General features: G+C 64.1%; 15 protein-coding genes and 1 pseudogene. 9 read left to right on the top strand and 7 right to left on the bottom strand.

From position 1 onward, the window contains the following. Positions 1-186 precede the first annotated feature (186 nt). A complete protein-coding gene (locus tag IVA75_RS23135; protein ID WP_247286440.1) occupies positions 187-1,344 on the top strand; it encodes an ABC transporter substrate-binding protein in 1,158 nt (385 codons plus the stop codon). Beyond that, positions 1,344-3,413, top strand: coding sequence for an EAL domain-containing protein (locus tag IVA75_RS23130; RefSeq protein WP_247286439.1), 2,070 nt, complete (start codon positions 1,344-1,346; stop codon positions 3,411-3,413). Before IVA75_RS23135 ends, IVA75_RS23130 begins: the two co-directional genes overlap by 1 nt. 11 nt (positions 3,414-3,424) lie before the next feature. Here IVA75_RS23130 and IVA75_RS23125 read toward each other — a convergent pair whose 3' ends face one another. Beyond that, positions 3,425-4,150 carry a sulfite exporter TauE/SafE family protein gene (locus IVA75_RS23125; RefSeq protein WP_247286436.1) on the bottom strand — a complete coding sequence of 242 codons (726 nt, stop codon included), beginning with the start codon at positions 4,148-4,150 and terminating at the stop codon, positions 3,425-3,427. Between the two features lie 189 nt (positions 4,151-4,339). Here IVA75_RS23125 and IVA75_RS23120 point away from each other — a divergent pair, with 189 nt between their 5' ends. From IVA75_RS23120 to IVA75_RS23105, 4 genes are all read left to right on the top strand, one after another. Continuing rightward, complete coding sequence (locus tag IVA75_RS23120; protein WP_247286434.1) at positions 4,340-5,206, top strand: L,D-transpeptidase; 867 nt, start codon at positions 4,340-4,342, stop codon at positions 5,204-5,206. A gap of 434 nt (positions 5,207-5,640) precedes the next feature. Further along, positions 5,641-6,336 (top strand): alpha/beta hydrolase, encoded by a 696-nt coding sequence (locus IVA75_RS23115; RefSeq protein ID WP_247286432.1) that lies wholly within the window; start codon positions 5,641-5,643, stop codon positions 6,334-6,336. A gap of 270 nt (positions 6,337-6,606) precedes the next feature. Then, on the top strand, positions 6,607-6,975 hold the full coding sequence (locus tag IVA75_RS23110; protein WP_247286429.1) for a GFA family protein: 369 nt from the start codon (positions 6,607-6,609) through the stop codon (positions 6,973-6,975). A gap of 97 nt (positions 6,976-7,072) precedes the next feature. After that, positions 7,073-7,888, top strand: coding sequence for a hypothetical protein (locus tag IVA75_RS23105; RefSeq protein WP_247286427.1), 816 nt, complete (start codon positions 7,073-7,075; stop codon positions 7,886-7,888). 1 nt (position 7,889) lies between these two features. On the opposite strand, the gene IVA75_RS23100 is transcribed toward IVA75_RS23105, so the two are convergent. Continuing rightward, positions 7,890-8,660, bottom strand: coding sequence for an exodeoxyribonuclease III (locus tag IVA75_RS23100; RefSeq protein ID WP_247286425.1), 771 nt, complete (start codon positions 8,658-8,660; stop codon positions 7,890-7,892). A gap of 40 nt (positions 8,661-8,700) precedes the next feature. On the opposite strand from IVA75_RS23100, the gene IVA75_RS23095 reads away from it, so the two are divergent. Continuing rightward, positions 8,701-8,919, top strand: a complete 219-nt coding sequence (locus IVA75_RS23095) for a cysteine rich repeat-containing protein (RefSeq protein WP_247286423.1) — start codon at positions 8,701-8,703, stop codon at positions 8,917-8,919. 12 nt (positions 8,920-8,931) lie between these two features. Here IVA75_RS23095 and alr read toward each other — a convergent pair whose 3' ends face one another. The 3 genes from alr to IVA75_RS23080 all read right to left on the bottom strand — a co-directional run bounded on the left by alr (position 8,932) and on the right by IVA75_RS23080 (position 13,780). Continuing rightward, positions 8,932-10,212 (bottom strand): alanine racemase, encoded by a 1,281-nt coding sequence (alr, locus tag IVA75_RS23090; protein ID WP_247286757.1) that lies wholly within the window; start codon positions 10,210-10,212, stop codon positions 8,932-8,934. A 51-nt stretch (positions 10,213-10,263) separates the two neighbouring features. After that, positions 10,264-11,772 (bottom strand): replicative DNA helicase, encoded by a 1,509-nt coding sequence (locus IVA75_RS23085; RefSeq protein WP_247286422.1) that lies wholly within the window; start codon positions 11,770-11,772, stop codon positions 10,264-10,266. A gap of 757 nt (positions 11,773-12,529) precedes the next feature. Then, entirely contained in the window at positions 12,530-13,780 is a 1,251-nt protein-coding gene (locus IVA75_RS23080) for a cyclopropane-fatty-acyl-phospholipid synthase family protein (protein WP_247286421.1), read from the bottom strand. A gap of 280 nt (positions 13,781-14,060) precedes the next feature. On the opposite strand from IVA75_RS23080, the gene IVA75_RS23075 reads away from it, so the two are divergent. Continuing rightward, the gene (locus IVA75_RS23075) at positions 14,061-15,083 is read left to right on the top strand and encodes a hypothetical protein (protein WP_247286420.1); all 1,023 of its coding nucleotides are present in this window, start codon (positions 14,061-14,063) and stop codon (positions 15,081-15,083) included. A 42-nt stretch (positions 15,084-15,125) separates the two neighbouring features. After that, positions 15,126-15,407, top strand: a pseudogene (locus IVA75_RS23070) (PaaI family thioesterase); the annotation flags it as partial. Between the two features lie 38 nt (positions 15,408-15,445). Here the strand turns inward: IVA75_RS23070 and rplI are convergent. Together rplI and IVA75_RS23060 are read right to left on the bottom strand one after the other, a co-directional pair. Next, entirely contained in the window at positions 15,446-16,051 is a 606-nt protein-coding gene (gene rplI, locus IVA75_RS23065) for a 50S ribosomal protein L9 (RefSeq protein ID WP_247286419.1), read from the bottom strand. A gap of 63 nt (positions 16,052-16,114) precedes the next feature. Beyond that, positions 16,115-17,092, bottom strand: coding sequence for a DUF2232 domain-containing protein (locus IVA75_RS23060; protein WP_247286418.1), 978 nt, complete (start codon positions 17,090-17,092; stop codon positions 16,115-16,117). Positions 17,093-17,172 lie beyond the last annotated feature (80 nt).

Below are 17,172 nucleotides of genomic sequence, written 5' to 3'. Positions count from 1 at the left end.
GGGGTTTCAGGTTTGCTGATAGCACGGAATGACGGGTGAGAGCGTGAGTCCGAGCGGACCGCATATCGCAGTTCGGCAGGCCTGATACACCCTTTGTTAGCTCTATGCCGCCGCAACAGGCCGGACTTTGCCAAATGTTAGCGGACGCGGGTCCAGTTTCGGAACCAATACGGGATGGCGAAACGAATGACCGGACTTTTGCGGATATTGCTGGCTTTCGGCATCACCTGCGGCGTTCTGATGCCGGCTGGCGGCGCTGTTGCGGCCGATGCGAAGCGTCTCAACGTCGTCTTCGTCAACCCGGGCAAGACCGGCGAGGTCTATTGGGACATGGTTTCGCTGACCATGCAGGCCGCCGGCCGCAAGCTCGGCGCGCATGTCGAGGTGCTGACCAGCGAGCGCAATTACCGCACCATGCAGGAGCTCGGGTTCGGCGTGGTCGCACGCAGTGACAAGCCCGACTTTCTCATTCTCTCGAACGAGGAATCGGCCGCCGTCCCGATCATGGAGGCAGCCGAGGCCGCTGGGATCAGGACGCTGCTGCTCTCGAACACGCTGATCGGTGACGATGCGGCGCGTCTTGGACCGCCGCGTCAAAAGCTCAAGACCTGGCTCGGCGACATCACGACGGATCTTCAGACCGCGGGCGCGCGGATGGCCAATGCCCTGATCGACGCGGCGCGTGCCGAGAAATGGCAGAGCCCGGACGGCAAGATCCACATTCTCGGCATCGGTGGCGACGAGATCACGCCGGCCTCGATCGCCCGCAACGCGGGTCTCAAGCTCGCGGTGGACGCCGCGCCCGACGTCGTGGTGGATCGGATGCTGTTCGCCAACTGGACGCGGTCGGAGGCCGAGCATGTCACCACGAATTATCTGAGCTGGGCCGCGCGCAAGGAGATCCGGCCCGCAGGCATATGGGCCGGAAACGATCCGATGGCGCTGGGAGCGCTTCGCGCGGTGATCGCTGGCGGCCTCACGCCCGGGCGGAACATCCAATTGGTCGGCCTCAACTGGTCGGAGGATGCGCTGCGCGAGATCAAGGCGGGCCGCTTGCTTCTGACCGACGGCGGGCATTTCCTGCTCGGCGGCTGGTCGATCGTTCTGTTGCGCGACTACGCCGACGGCTGCGATTTTGCGGACGCATCACCCCGTGTCGAGGTCAAGACGTCTGCGGTCACGCGTAACAACCTCGCTGCGGTCGACGACCTCATCACCACGCGCGCCTTCGACCGGATCGATTTCGCGCGTTTCAGGGCCAAGGCAGGGCGCTGCGGCCAGTACGATTTCTCCGTCGATGCGCTGATCTCGTCGCTGACCCCTGTGGAAGGCGCTGCCGACTGATGCGAAACGGCGACGACATGACCGATCCGGATCGCAAGCAGCAGGCGCCGCCGCCGCGCTTGCGCTCGGTCGTCCGCGCCATGATCTGGGCGACAGTACCTGTTCTGTTGCTGGTTCAATTGCTCGCCTCCGCCGGCGTCGAGGCCTCGAGCTTCTGGTCGCAGATCAGGCAGCTCGACGCGCGCATCGCCCGCCTCGCGGAGAGCCGTGCCGAGCTGATCGCCGAACCGCTCTGGAAGATGCGCTACGATCAGGTCACGAGCGTGCTCAACGAGATCATGCACGACGAGAGCATCGCCGCGGCGGCCGTTTACGACGATACCGGAATCGCGATTGCCCGCGTGGTGGCGCGCCCGGTGGGACAGGCGGTCGCGGAGATCTCGCGTCCGATCAACTACAGCAACGGCAACATGGCGGTCCAGGCCGGCCGCATCGCGATCGTATATTCGCATGCGGCGCTCTACGCGGACACGGGCAGCCGGCTGGTGCTGCTGCTGGTCGTCGGTCTGTTGGCAACGTTTGCGACCCTGATCGCCATGCGGATCTCCGCCAACCTCTTCATCGGCAGGCCGCTGGCGGCAATGATGTCCGCGATCCAGCGCAGCAAGCAGGACGGCCGCGCCTATCCGGCGGAGGTCAAATCCTCGAACGAATTCGGTCAGCTCGCGCATGCCTTCAACGCCATGCAGCACACGACGTCCGGTGCGCTCGACCGGCTCGGCCACATGGCCGCGCACGATCCGCTCACGGGGCTGCCCAATCGCCGTTCGCTCTCCGAGCACCTCGTGACCCTGAGTCACGATGCCGGCTCACCGGACGCGCTGATCGCGCTCTGCTTCATCGATCTCGACGACTTCAAGGGCATCAACGACACCTTTGGCCATGATTCCGGCGACAAGTTCCTGGTGCACATTTCCGAGCGCCTTCGTGGTGCGGTCGAACCGCAAGATTGGGTAGCTCGGCTCGGCGGCGATGAATTCGTCGTCATTCGACCCGAGGTCAGCAACGAGGAGACCGCGCAGAGGTTTTCGCGCCACTTGCTGGATGCGATTTCCGAGCCGATCCGACTTCACGACAAGCAGGTCGTGCCGCGTGCCAGCATCGGCCTTGCCGTGCGCCGTGCCGGAGATCCCGAGCTTTCGCACCTGCCGGCGCTCGCCGACATCGCGCTCTACCATGCCAAGAGCAAGGCGCCCGGCACGGTTGCGGTGCTCGACGAAGCGCTTCAGCGCGACTATCGCCGCCGCCGGGAGCTCGAACTTGCTATTCCCACAGGCTTCGACGAGAGGCAATTCGAGGTCTGGTATCAAAGCCAGGTCGATCTCGAAAGCCACGACATCGTCGGCCTGGAAGCGCTGATCCGCTGGCGCCATCCGGAACATGGCGTGATCGGTCCGGGCGAATTCTTGCCGCTGATCGAGCGCAGCGGCAACAATGCGCGGCTGACGCGCTATGTGCTCACCGACGCCTGCCGCGCGCTGCAACATCTGGCTTCGGCCGGCAGGCCGCATATCCGGATTGCGATCAATCTGCCGCCTTCCGAGCTCGCCGACCATTCGTTCGCCGCCGAGCTGCGCGCGACATGCGCGCGCTTCGACGTGGCGGCATCATTGCTGGAGCTCGAGATCACCGAGGGGTCGCTGATCAACAACATGGCCAGCGCATCCGAGACGCTGCACCGCCTGCGGCGCCTGGGTGCCACCATCGCGCTCGACGATTTCGGCACGGGCTACAGCTCGCTCGCCCATCTCAGGCGGTTTCCGCTGGACAAGGTCAAGATCGACAAGGCCTTCATCAGCGAGATCCCTGATAGTGCGGAAGACAAGGCGATAGTTGGCGTCATCGCGTCGCTCGCCGGCACGCTGGGCCTCACTTTGGTGGCCGAAGGCATCGAGCGCGCCGAGCAGGCCCAAGCCATGCGCGAGATGGGCGTGAGGTTCGGGCAGGGCTTTCTCTATCATCGGCCGCAGCCACTCGAGGCCGTGTTGCTATGGCTCGAGGGACGGCCGGCCCACCAGAGCCGCGTCATCGAGGATAGCCCGTCGATCGCACCCGAATTTGCGGTCTGAGCGCAGCGCGGCTACGGCTGCGCCGCATTCCACAGCATGGAGAGGCCGGCGGCGATCATGATCGCGTCCATCACGATGCGGAACATCTCCGGCTTCAGGCGCAGCACGAAGCGTTTGGCGATGAAGGCGCCCGCCATCAACGACGATCCAGCGATCAGGCCTTTGACGAACACGTCGCCGGTCAGCGCGCCGAACCGTTCGAAGGTCACGGATTTCGCGGCATAGAGCCCGAGCGAAGAAGCCGCTTCGGTCGCGAGGAAGGCGCCCCGGGACAAGCCGTAGAACAGGAACAGCGGGACACTGAGCGGGCCGGTGGAGACGACGATGCCGGTGAGATAACCGATGACGGCCCCGCCGATCGCCAGATGCCAGAGATTGGCCTTGAGATCGTGCCGCGCCAGCCAGTGTCGCACCGGCACCATCGCGATCAGGAAGACCCCGATGGCGAGATCGACGGCGTGAGAGGGCAGGGCCAGCAGCGTCCGCGCGCCGAGCACGGCGGCCGGAATGCCTGTCACCGAATAGGCCGCGCAGGCCCGCCAATCGACCTCGCGCCACCAGGCCAGGATTCGTGAGAAGTTGGCCATGACGGCGGCTACCGCCATGATCGGCACCGCCTCCTTTGGCCCATAGGCATAGACAAGCACCGGCATCAGCATGATCGACGAGCCCGTGCCGACGATGCCGGAAATGGTGCCTGCGATGAGGCCGACGATGAGGACGAAGAGAAAAGCCAAAACGGTCTCCACGAATCGGGAGTTTAGCCGCGGCCAGGGGCGCAGGCGATCTGCGAGGCGAGGGAACCCTGTCTTGCCGAGAGCCCGGCGTTAACCATCGCCGACGGTTCCAGTCTGAGCGAATTCGCTTCGAAGTTTCTTAAATCTTACTGGGTACCTCTCTTGGGCATAGTGATCTGGGGGAAGAGTATGGGTAAGCGGGCCAAACGCGGAAAGGCGGAGACCTTCGCGATCCCGATGGCCGCGAGAGTTGCAATTGGCGCTGTGGCCGTTGGCGCGTTGGGCTACGGTTTGCTGTCCCGGCCGGCGAACGTGCAACCGGCACGAAAGCCGCCCGCGCACGAAGCCCAAGCGTCGTCCACTCCGGTTTACGTCTCAACGCCGGTTCGTGCATCACCGTCAGCAGCGGCTCCGGCTCCGCTTCCGGCTCCTGCGCCTCTGGTCGAACCGCCCAAAGCGGTCGACGTTCCCGGAGCATTGGTTCGGCAGGTGGTCGACTATGCCAGCCGCCAGACCCCGGGCACCGTGATCATCGATACCAAGAACACATTCCTCTATTTCGTTCTGAACGACGCGCAGGCACTGCGCTACGGCATCGGTGTTGGCCGCGAAGGTTTCACATGGTCCGGTGAGCAGACTGTGGCTCGCAAGGCGGAATGGCCGGATTGGCATCCGCCTGCGGAGATGGTCTCGCGTCAGCCCTATCTGCCGCGGTTCATGGCCGGCGGTCCCGGCAACCCGCTTGGCGCTCGGGCGATGTATCTGGGCGAAACGGAATATCGAATTCACGGCACCAACAAGCCCGATACGATCGGGAAGCGGGTCTCGTCGGGCTGTATCCGGCTGACCAATGAGGACGTCGTTGACCTCTATGATCGCGTGAAAGTCGGCGCGAAAGTGATCGTGCTTCCGACAACCCTTGCCCGTGGACCACCCCAGGTAGCGCCGGCCGACGCCGCTTTCCGATTGCCGGACCCGGCATCGCCTTCGAACCGGTTCTCGGCAACTCACGCGCAGATGCCGTCATCCGGACCGAAGATCGCCGAGGCCCAGTAACGCGTCCGGACAAGGGGGCAATGCAAGTCGCCTACGAGGTCATCCGGTAGGCATAAGCATTACGGACTGTAGGGCGGAGGACAGACCACCTCTCCCGGAGGACTTCTCCGGCACGGCTCAGTCACCCTGATTGCGGTATGAGTATAAGCGTAGCTCAAAGCTGCGCCGGTTAGAGCGGCACCAAAGATTGCAATTCGCCATCGCAATTTCATGCCTTCGACTTCCCGAAGCATGGCGCGCTAACGCTATCTGTCGGTCAGACCGGACGCGACGCGGCGCTAGTCAAACCGGCACTGTTGACGCGAAGGAGACGTTTTGAAAATCGGTCCATCGCCATTTTGAAAGACCACACCTACCCGTGCCATTTCGGAAGACGCGCCTTATTGCCTCGCTATCCTGTCGCTCTTCAATTGTGATCAGGAAGGCAAGTTCCCATGAACGGCAAACCAACGATCGTTTTCTGCCACGGCATTTGGGCCGATGGCTCGTGCTTCAGTAAGGTCATCCCTGCATTGCAGGCCGATGGGCATGAGGTGATTGCCGTTCAATATGGTTTGGACTCTTACGAGGAGGATCTGGCGACGGTTAAGCGCACGCTCAATCGTGTGGGCAGCCCCGTCCTCCTCGTCGGTCATTCTTACGGCGGGGCAACGATTACAGGCGCAGGCACCGATGAGCGCGTGGTTGGGCTGGTGTACATTGCAGCGGTGGCTCCGGATGCCGGCGAAACCGTACAGGATCAGCTCGACAAATATCCGTCGGACATTTTCTCTCGCGTCGAGGTGGCGGATGGGCGTGCCTGGATGCTTCCGAGCGGCACCGAGTTCTTCGCAGGTGACCTCTCCGAGGCAGACCAGAAGCTGGTTTGGGCCACCCACTATGCGCCCGTCTACGATCTGTTCCAGCAGCAAAAGCTCAGCGCGGACAAGGTCGCGTGGAGATCGAAGCCAAGCTGGTACGTCCTGGCCACGAAAGACCACACTGTGCATCCCGATCTGCAACGTTGGGTCTCGAAGCGTATGGGAGCGACAGTGACCGAGGTCGCGAGCAGCCACGTGCCAATGCTGTCCCAGCCTGGTGTGGTCATCGACGTCATACGCAAGGCCGCGGCGGCAATTCAGAAAGGCTGATCGCAGTCACCGCGCTGAGCGCAAAGGAGAGGTCGCTCGCGGGCGACCTCTTCTGTCCGAGGGGTCAAACCTGCGTTTCGGACTATGCGTAACCCATTGATTCGCCAGCGGTCGGCTACTGTGCATGGGGTTGTTTTTCATGTTTTTGTTGAGTTGGCGCGGCAAGTCCGGGTTCGCAGCACATGGGTCAAGTCCGGCTGCGCGCTGCTGACAGCATGTTGGCAGCAGGGGGCGGCTACGACCATCTCCTGACACAACGGAGAGCGGGTCATGCGGGTCGAGGGAAGCTGTCATTGCGGTGAGACGGTGTTCGAGGTGACGGAGGCGCCCTCAAGCGTGACCCGCTGCACCTGCTCGCTCTGCGCCAAGCGCGGCGCGTTGTGGGCCTATTACACGCCGGCGCAGTTTCGGCTGCTGTCGCCCGCGGAGAACGTCGCGACCTATCTCTGGGGCAGCCGCACGGTCAAACACCATTTCTGCGCAAGCTGCGGCTGCGGTACCTATTCGGAGTCGCCCGACTGGTCGACCGGCAAGCCCGATTTCGACAATCCCAAGGTCGGCGTCAACGCGCGCCTGTTCGACGAGTTCGATCTCGAGGCCGTGCCGGTGACCATGATCGACGGCAAGAATCTGTGGTGAGCATGCGCTCTCACGCATGTCTGCTGCTCGTCCGTGCTCTTGAGGCACTCTTGAAAAGCTGATCTGTTTCCGTCCGACAGAAAAGGGGAGGAAGCCAATGATGCGTCTTTTCGCGCGAGTGATGCTCGCGATGTGTCTGGCCGTTGTAGCCGGCTTCAATGCGCAGGCGCAGACCAAACCCAAGGTCACGACATCAGGACCGGATTTCCCCAAGGCCGCGCTGTTCGTCGGCAACAGCTTCTTCTACTACAACAACGGCATGCCCGGGCATCTCTCCTTCATGGAGCGGGCTGCGTATCCCGAAAACAAGGCGGCCTATCGCAACACCATGGCAACGATCGGCGGCTCCGGCCTCGATTGGCACGACATGGACAATCTGCTGCGGTCGGGCGGCCTTGGCGCCTATTCGTTCGACGAGCAGAACAACGTCGTCTTCAACAAGCCGGGCAGGCAGTACGACGCCGTCGTGATGATGGATTGCAGCCAGTGCCCGATCCATCCGCAATTGAAGGACGCGTTCGCGACCTTCGCGAAGAAGGACAGCGAGATCGTCCGCGCCCACGGCATGCGGCCGGTCCTGTTCATGTCCTGGGCTTACGCCGACAAGCCTGAGATGACGGAAGCGTTGGCCGAAGCCTACACGATCGCAGGCAATGCCAATGATGCGCTGGTGATCCCAGCAGGTCTTGCCTTCGCGCGCGTGCGCAAGCTGCAACCCGAGCTCAATCTGTATGCGCCGGACAAGCGGCACCCGAGCCCCGCAGGCACGTATCTGGCGACCTGCGTGACGTTCGCCGCGCTGACGGGCCGCTCGCCGGTCGGCAATTCCTACACGATGGGACTGGACGCACCGACGGTGGAGCTGCTGCAAAAAGCAGCGTGGGACGCGGTGCAGGAATATTACGGGCGCTGACCTAGCGCAGCACGACCCAGGCCGGTGCGTGATCGCTCGCGCCTTCCTCGCCGCGAACCTCCTTGTCCACGCCGGCTTTTGCCAGGCGTGAGACGAGGGCAGGGCTGAGCAGGAGATGATCGAGCCGCAGGCCCGCATCGCGCGGCCAGCGGTTTCGCTTGTAATCCCAGAAGGTATAGATGCGCTGCTCCGGGTGCAGTTCGCGGATCGCGTCACACCAGCCTTGCGCCACCAGCGACGCAAAAGCCGCACGGCTCTTCGGCTGGATCAAGGCATCCTTGTCCCACGAGCGCGTCGGGTAGATGTCGATCTCATCAGGCGCAACGTTGTAGTCGCCGGCGAGCACCACGGGCAGGTCCTGCTTGATCAAGGTTCTGGCGTGCCGCTTGAGCCGCGCGAACCAGTCGAGCTTGTAGTCGAATTTCGGTCCCGGCTGCGGATTGCCGTTCGGCAGGTAGATGCTGGTGATGATGACACCGCGTACCGCGGCCTCGATGTAGCGGGCTTCGTGATCGGCAGGCTTTCCCGGCAAGCGATCGCGGGTGAGAACGGGCTCGGCATTGCGGGCCAGGATGGCGACGCCGTTCCAGGTCTTCTGTCCACACCACACTGCGCCGTAACCGGCCTTTTCGAGCGCGGCCGCCGGAAATTCGCCATCACTTGCCTTCAACTCCTGAAGTGCGACGACGTCGGGCTTCGCCGTTCGCATCCATGCCAACAGATTGGGCAGGCGGCGATTGATGTTGTTGATGTTGAAGGTCGCGATCTTCATGTAGAGCTACCGGCTCCTGCCTTCCGTTACCGGAGAAACAATGTCCAAGTTGAGCTTTGCCGTTATCGCCATCGCCGTTGCGTTCTCCGGGGGCGTCTCGGCACAATCATCCGATCCGCGCGGCGCGTGCAAGGCGGACTATGACAAATTCTGCGCCGGCATTGCGCCGGGCGGCGGCATCGTCGCCTGCCTCAACGCCAAGCGCGACAAGCTCAGCGCAACCTGCAAGACGGCGCTGGACAGCAGGAAAAAGAAGTAAGCGGCGCGCTGCTCAGCCCGGCAGCGGCGGTGGGCTAGCGGGCGGCTCGACCGGCGGCGGAGCGGGCGTCTGCTGCTCGACCGCCTGTGCGGGCGCCGGCCTGGCCAGCGGCTCCACCACATTCCCGCCCTCGTAGATGCGGGCGTAGCGGCGGCCGAGGCTGGTCAGCACCTCGTAGCCGATCGTTCCGAAATGATGCGCGAGCTCGTCGACGGTAATGCCCTCGCCGAGCAGCGTCACCATGTGGCCGCGCCGCGCCGCGTTCGGCGGCAGATCGGTGATGTCGATCGCGATCAGATCCATCGAGACGCGGCCGGCGACCGGACAGCGCTTGCCGGCGACGATGACCTCAGCGCCGCGGGTGCCGTCGTTGGAGCTTGCGGCGCGGAAATAGCCGTCGGCATAGCCGACCGCGATGATCGCGAGTTTCGTCGGCCGCCGTGCGGTCCAGGTGCCGCCATAGCCGACGCTCTCGCCGCGCTCGATATTGCGGATCTGCACGATGCGGGCCTTGAGATCGACCACCGGCTGCATCGGATTGTCGGCCTCCGGCGTCGGGTTGACGCCATAGAGTGCGGCGCCCGGCCGCACCATGTCGAACTGGAAGGGCGCGCCGAGGAAGACGCCGGACGAATTGGCGAGCGCCGCCGGCACGCCGGAGAATTCGCTGGCGATGCCGCGGAAGGCCGCGAGTTGCTTGGCGTTCACCGGGCTGTTGAGCTGCTCGGCCGCAACCAGATGGCTCATCACCAGCGTGATGCCGTGATCGCCCGCGTTGATGCGGGGGATGATGGCCTGTGCTTCCGCGAGCGTCAGGCCGAGCCGATTCATGCCGGTGTCGATGTGGATGGCGGCGCCACCGGTCCAGCCGGTGCGGCGGCAGAAGACGTCCCATTCGGCGAGCTCGTTGAGATCGCCGATCACGGGGCGGCAGTTGATCTGGGCGTAGTGCTCGCCGGTGTTCTGGAAATAACCGCCGAGCACGTAGATAGCAGGCTCCGGCACCGCCGCGCGCACCTTGCGCGCTTCCTCGATGGTGGCGACGAAGAAGGTCTTGCAGCCGGCCTTGTTCAGGGCACGCGCGACCTGCTCGGCGCCGCAGCCATAGGCGTCTGCCTTGATCACCGCCGAGCATTCGGCAGGCACCGCCGTCTTCTCGAGCTTGCGCCAATTGGCGATGATGGCGTCGAGATCGACGGTTAGCACGCCACCGAAGGTCGCGAGCGCGGCAGCCTGATTGGCCTCCGCGGAGAGAAGGCCGGATTGCGGGATCATTTTCGGGTCGGACGCCATTGTCATGGCGCCGTTTTACGCAAGAGGCCGGTCGGGTTCAACCCAGGGAACTCAGTAGTCGCTGCCGCTGCGGTCCGGCACCTGGCTGTCCGGCGCAAGGTCGCCGAACCGTGTGATCGATGCTTCGAAGGCCACATCGACGGTGCCGGTCGGGCCGTGGCGCTGCTTGCCGATGATGACTTCGGCCTTGCCATGCGCAAGATCCATGTCCAGGCGCCATTTTTCGTGCTCGGGCGTGCCCGGGCGCGGCTCCTTGTTTCCGAGGTAATATTCCTCGCGGTAGACGAACAGCACGACATCGGCATCCTGCTCGATCGAGCCGGATTCGCGCAAATCCGAGAGCTGCGGCCGCTTGTCGTCACGCGACTCGACCTGGCGCGAGAGCTGCGAGAGCGCAATCACGGGCACGCTGAGTTCCTTGGCGAGCGCTTTCAGGCTAGTCGTGATCTCGGTGATTTCCTGCACGCGGTTTTCGCTGCGCTTGCCCGAGCCCGACAAGAGCTGGATGTAGTCGATGACGATGAGGTCGAGGCCCTTCTGCCGCTTCAGCCGGCGGGCGCGCGCCATCAGCTGCGCAATGGAGAGACCGCCGGTCTCGTCGACATAGAAGGGCAACGACTGCAGCTCGATCGAGACCTCGCGGATCTTCTCGAAATCGGCCTCCGAGATGCCGCCGCGGCGGATCGAGGAGGAGGGGATGCCGGTGCGCTCGGCCACGATACGCGTGGCGAGCTGGTCGGCCGACATTTCGCAGGAGAAGAAGCCGATGACGCCGCCATGGGCGGCCTTCATGGTGCCGTCGGCCTGGAGTTCGCCGACATAGGCCCGGGCGACGTTGTAGGCGATGTTGGTTGCAAGCGACGTCTTGCCCATGCCGGGGCGGCCGGCGACGATGATGAGGTCGGAGTGCTGCAACCCACCCATCTTGGTGTCGAGGTCGCGCAGGCCGGTCGAGATGCCCGACAGCTTTCCGTCGCGCTGGAACGCTTTCGCGGCCAGATCGACCGCAAGCGTCAGCGCCTGCGAGAATTTCTGGAAGCCGCCGTCGTAGCGGCCGGATTCGGCGAGTTCGTAGAGACGGCGCTCGGCGTCCTCGATCTGCGCCCGCGGCGCGAAGTCGACCGGGGCGTCATAGGCGACATTGACCATGTCCTCGCCGATGCCGATCAGGTCGCGTCGCAATGCCAGATCGTAGATGGTGCGCCCATAATCCTGCGCATTGATGATCGTGGTCGCTTCGGCGGCGAGGCGCGCCAGATATTGCCCGATGGTCATGCCGCCGATGTCGGTGTCGGCGGGCAGGAAGGTCTTGAGCGTGACGGGCGTCGCGATCTTGCCCATCCGGATCAGGCTCGAGGCGGTCTCGAAGATGGTCTGGTGCAACGGCTCGAAATAGTGCTTCGGCTCCAGGAAGTCGGAGACGCGGTAAAACGCGTCGTTGTTGACCAGGATCGCGCCCAGCAGGCTCTGTTCCGCCTCGATATTATGCGGCGCGCTACGATAGGCGGGGGTTCCGGCTTCGGGCGCGAGTTTGAGAACGTTCGAATCAGTCAGGGCCATGGTCGAGCGATAGCAATTTTCTGGGGCGGATGCGGGGCCGGGATAAAGCGCCGCCTCAGACCAAAGCGGAAGCAAAAGCTCGCCGCTATCAACCGATCATTAAAATGGTGGATGATTGGCCGCCGCAGCCCGCGCCGCGCTTGACGGATTTTCCTGGAACCATGCCGGGACCTGAAAGCCGTCGCTACCGCGCCACGGAAAACGCTCGTTGAAGTGAACCTAATGGGTTGGCGGGCAGACGTATCGAGACGCGCGCGAAATGACGCACGCTGGGCGCTTTCGGCTCGGTTCAGACCAGCAGGAGGTAAACCAGTGCAACCAGAGCCGCCCCGACGCCGGTAGCGATCAGGGCGTAATCGGTGCGGAGGTCGTCCTGCACGTCGAATGAGGTTTGGGTCTCTTTGCTCATGGCGACGGTCTAAGCCAGGGCCGACGAGACTTATGTGAAGCAGATCACATCTCCCCGGATTCTTTCGGGGGTACAGCCGGAACAGGCAAGCGGGCGGGGGGTTGTCTCCCGGTCTGCCACCAGGGAACGAGGCAAGCGATGCGGCCAGAACGGCAGCCCCGGAATTGGCGAAGCGAAGCAGGCAGCCGACATTGGCTGTCGGGGCTGATCGCGGCCATGGAGCATGCTGAGCGGCCTGAAGTGCGTCGGGAACCGGTGGCCCCCGAAATCCTGAAGGCACTGCGGATGCAATTGGCCTTAACGGCCTCTTTCCGGTCCGCTCCGATTTCGACCCTGCGCCACTAGGACTTATTCACCAGCCAGCTTCAGTCTCGGCTTGGCGCCGACTTCGACGGCTCGCAGCCGGGCTTCTTCACGCGAGATGTAGTTGCGCGTCATCGGCACGACGCCCTGACGCCGGGTGAGTTGAATCTGGAAGTTCATCATATCCTGCTTGCGGAACGTCATCTCGCTGGCTGCCAGGTAAAATTCCCACATCAGCGCGAAGCGCTCGTCATACAGCTGCACGGCTTCTTCGCGCCGCGCCATGAAGCGCTCGCGCCATGCCTTCAGCGTTTCGGCGTAATGCAGGCGCAGTATCTCGATGTCGCAGATCAGCAGGCCGGCCCGCTCCATCGCCGGCAGCACCTCCGAGAGAGCAGGGATGTAGCCGCCGGGAAATATGTATTTGGCGATCCACGGATTGGTGGAGTCCGGGCCCTGCGAACGGCCGATCGAGTGCAACAACATGACGCCGTCCTTGTCCAGCAGCTCGGCGCAGCGCTGGAAGTAGGTGTCGTAGAAGCGCGCGCCGACATGCTCCAACATGCCGACTGAGACGATGCGGTCGAACGGGCCGGCGATGTCGCGATAGTCCTGAAGCAGGAATTTGGCGGATCTGGTCAGGCCCTTTTCGGCTGCGCGCGCATTGGCGATCTGCAACTGCTCCTTCGATAACGTGACGCCAGTGACGTCAGCACCTGCGATCTCGGCGAGATAGAGCCCAAGTCCGCCCCAGCCCGAGCCGATGTCGAGGACGCGCTGGCCGCCCTTGACGAGCAGCTTTGCGGCGACGTGCCGTTTCTTGGCGAGCTGCGCATCGTCGAGCGTGCTCTCCGGCGTCTCGAAATAGGCGCAGCTGTATTGCTTGTCGGCGTCGAGAAAGAGCGAATAGAGCCTTGCATCGAGATCGTAATGGTGTGCGACGTTGCTGCGGGAGCGCGGGCGCGGATTGAACTGCTTCAGGTGCCGCACCAGATAGCGCAGGTGCCACCAGGGTTTTGCCCAGTGCGGCAATAGGTCGGGTTGATCGAGCAGGATCGCGAGGGCATCAGCTACGGTGCCGTGCTCGACGACGAACTCGCCGTCCATGTAGGCCTCGCCAAGCCCGAGCTCGGGATTGACGAGGATCCTTCGTTCTGCGTCCACGGTGACGAAGCGGACTGCGACCGGTTCGCCCGAGCCGTCGCCGACGGTGAACTTCGCGCCCTTCGCCGTGGTCACCGTCATCGACCCGCGGCGGATGAATTGAGACAGGAATTGACGCAGCAATCGATCCATCGGTACCCATCCTCTCGAGCGGACCCGAAGAGATGCGACTACCCGGCCTTTCACACCCTACGCCCGGGCATCTCGGCGGTTCCTATGCGTTTGCATCTAGATCTAGGGAGGTGTCCCGGGCCCGCTATTGCGCTGTGCTCAAAGCGGATATTCCCAAACCGCTTAATCACATCCTTGCGCGCGGAGGCTGCTTCCATTCGCGGCTCAATCGGATAAAAGGTGACCCGCCGCGGCGCCGCCTGCCGGCTGCACCTCTCGGAATTCAATGGAGATGATGGGAATGTCGAGCCGAGCGCTCAGCCTCGCGACGATCTTGCTTCTGATCGGCTTCGGCGCGACCGATACCGTTCTCGCGCAGGCGACGAACCTCGAGGCCGGCAAGGCCCCATCCCAGCTTTTCGCGCAGACCTGCAATGCATGTCACAAGAGCCCGCGCGGCCTGTTGAAAACGGTGGCGCCGGGTTCGCTGCCGGGCTTCCTGCGCCAGCATTACACGACCAGCTCCGACATGGCCGGCGTGCTCGCCTCCTACCTCGTCTCCAACGGAGCCACCGACACCCGCTACCAGGCCAAGGACGGCAAGGACAAGAAGGACGGCGCCAAGGACAAGGACAAGGACAAGGAAGCCAATACTAATCCCGCGCAGTCCCCCGAACGTCAGGGCCGCCGGCAACGTTCCCAGGAGTCCGCCAAGCCGGAAGGCGAGGGTGCCGCTCCCGCAGTCGAGGGCGCGCGTCAGAAACGCGCCGCGCGGCCGGCCGAAGAAGGAACGAAGGAAGGCGCGAAGCCCGAGGACCAGGCTGCCCCCGAAGGGCGCAAGGCCAAGCGTCTCGGCAAGCGTGGCAAGCCGGGAAGTGATGAGGCACCGAAGGTCGATGCCGCGGCGCCCACGGCAGACGACAAGAAGTCCGAGCCGAAGGTCGAGTCCAAGCCCGAGACAAAGCCTGAGACTGCGAAGGGGGATTCCGGCGAGGCTAAATCCGAAGGCAGCAAATCTGAAGGCAGCAAGCCGTCCGAGAAGCCCGCCGAGGCCAAGCCGGAAAGTGCCAAGGTTGAGCCGCGCGGCAGCGAGGCTCCGGCGTTGCGGCCCGATCCAGTGCCGCAGGTGACGCCGGCGGCACCATCCGCCGCGAAGCCCGCCGAGCCAGCTGCGCCCAAGGCGGCGGAAGACGCCGCCCCCAAGCCCGCCGCAAGGGCCGAACCGCCAGCGAAGTCGCAGGAGCCCGCGCCGCCCGCAACCGCTGCGGCCCCACCGCCGCCAGCCGAAACGTCCGGTCCGCCGACGCCGCCGATTTCGCGATAAACGACCATATATTTCGACATGCGAAGGCCGCGCGCTCGCGCGGCCTTCGTCGTCTTGACCGCAACACGATCGATCGCAGCCGCGATCTCGCGCGGCCAGCCGGCGTTGACGGCCGAATACAAGCTCAATCTGTTATCGCCCGCGGCCGGCCAGAAGCTGATCTGCCGGGCGAGGGTGATCAAGCCGGGGCGTCAGGTCTCCGTGGTCGCAGCCGACGCTTTCTGCGTCACCGACGGCGTCGAGAAGCAACCGGCAACCGCGCTCGCGTCGATCGCGATGCTGAGCGAGGACGTTGCCGCCAAAACGAAAAGCCCGGCCGCCTGAGGCGACCGGGCTTCGAAAGCCTTGCGCGAATGTGAGGCTTACTTCTCGGTCTCTTCCGTAGCCGGCGCCGGCTCGGCGTCGTCCTGCTGGGCTTCCGGATCGAAGAACTCGCCGGCAGCTGCGATCGCCTCGGCCGCAGCATCCCGGTCTTCGTTCCGGCTCGAGATGTCCTCGCCGCGGTTGATGCGCTCGGCCTCGTCCTGGCTGCGCGCCACGGTGACACTGATCTCGATCTCGACCTCGGGGTGGATGGCGACCGTGATGGTGTGCTTGCCGATGGTCTTGATCGGCGCGTCGAGCTGAACCTGCGGGCGGGACAGTGAAACACCGTCGGCTTCGAACGCCACGACGATGTCGCGCACGTTAACCGAGCCGAACAGCTGGCCGGCTTCCGAAGCCTGACGGATCACGATGATGTTCTTGCCCTGGATCTTCTCGGCGATCTTGGACGCCTCGCCCTTGGACTCAAGGTTGCGAGCCTCGAGCTCGGCCTTCATGCCGTCGTACTTGGCACGGTTGTCGGCGGTGGCGCGCAGCGCCTTGCCGCGCTTGAGCAGGAAATTGCGGGCATAGCCGTCGCGAACCTTCACGACTTCGCCCATGTGACCGAGCTTGTTGACGCGTTCCAGCAAAATGACTTCCATATTCGTTCTCCTTTGATGTGTTGAGTGAGTTGGAATTTCGAACTTGAACTTTCGGATTTGAACTCAAGAGGTCGGCAGCGGCGGTGGTTGGCGCGTACGTAGGAAGCGTTCGCGGAGGCCGAACACGGCATCCGCGAGGCCGAGGATCACCATCGCCATGACGGGCCATCCGAACACGACCACGACGGCGTAGGTAGAGCCGAGCCAGAAGGTGCGGCTCTTCAGCGCCAGCGTCAGCGTGTGCAGCACGGCAAAGCCGGTCAGCGCATATCCCATCATCAGCGCCGCCGCCGCGATCTGCGCCACGATCGCAAGCAGTCCGCCGGTGAAGCAGAAGGCGAGCGCGATGCAGAGCGCCACGAGCGTCATCGGCGGCAGCTCCGCCGTCATCAGGTCCGGCCAGGGGCGTCGCAGCCGGCCCGACGTCGCCGTCACCTTGGTGCTGAGCCAGAGGTTGAGGGTCAGCGTCATCATCGCGACGATGGTGGCGGCGGCCGGCACGATCCGCACCAGTGCGTCGACGAATTGGTCGGTCTCGCCGGAGGTCTGCGGGTCGGCGGCGCGGAGGAGGCGCATCAGGCCACGGCGCAGCGTGCCGGTGATGGTCTCGGCGTCGGTGCCGAGCGTGAGCAGGGCGGCGAGCGTGGTCAGTGTGGCGAAGCCCGCGATCCACAGCAGGATGCGGCCGACCGGATACCATTCGAGCGCAGGCTCAGTGGGCGGCTCGCCGGCGGGCTTCGGCGCGGAGGGTCCGACCTGTCGGCTGAGCAGGACAAGATGGCCGAGCCACCAGGCCGGCAATGCGACGGTGACGGCGAAGGCAATGCAGTAGGGCAGGCCGAACAGCGCGCCGAGGCCAACCGCGGCGGCGATGCCGCCGAGGCTCGCGCAAAGCGGTCCCCAGCCGATCGAGGCGACCATCAGCGGCAGCGGTGCGAGATAGAACAGGACGAGCGAGATCAGCGCGCCCGAAGCGATCGAGGCGAACATCAGGGCCGACGCAGCGCCGGCGATCAGGGCTATCAGTCCAAAGGCCATCATCAGCTGTCCCGCTCCCTTCGAGCGGTTAGAGGCATCTCGCCCCAACCATCGGCGACCGGACGACCCGGAAGCCTTATGAG

It is taken from the genome of Bradyrhizobium sp. 134 (assembly GCF_023074155.1).
Lineage (GTDB): Bacteria > Pseudomonadota > Alphaproteobacteria > Rhizobiales > Xanthobacteraceae > Bradyrhizobium.
Note: the sequence above shows the minus strand (reverse complement) of the source record. Positions and strands in the feature narration are given on the sequence as shown.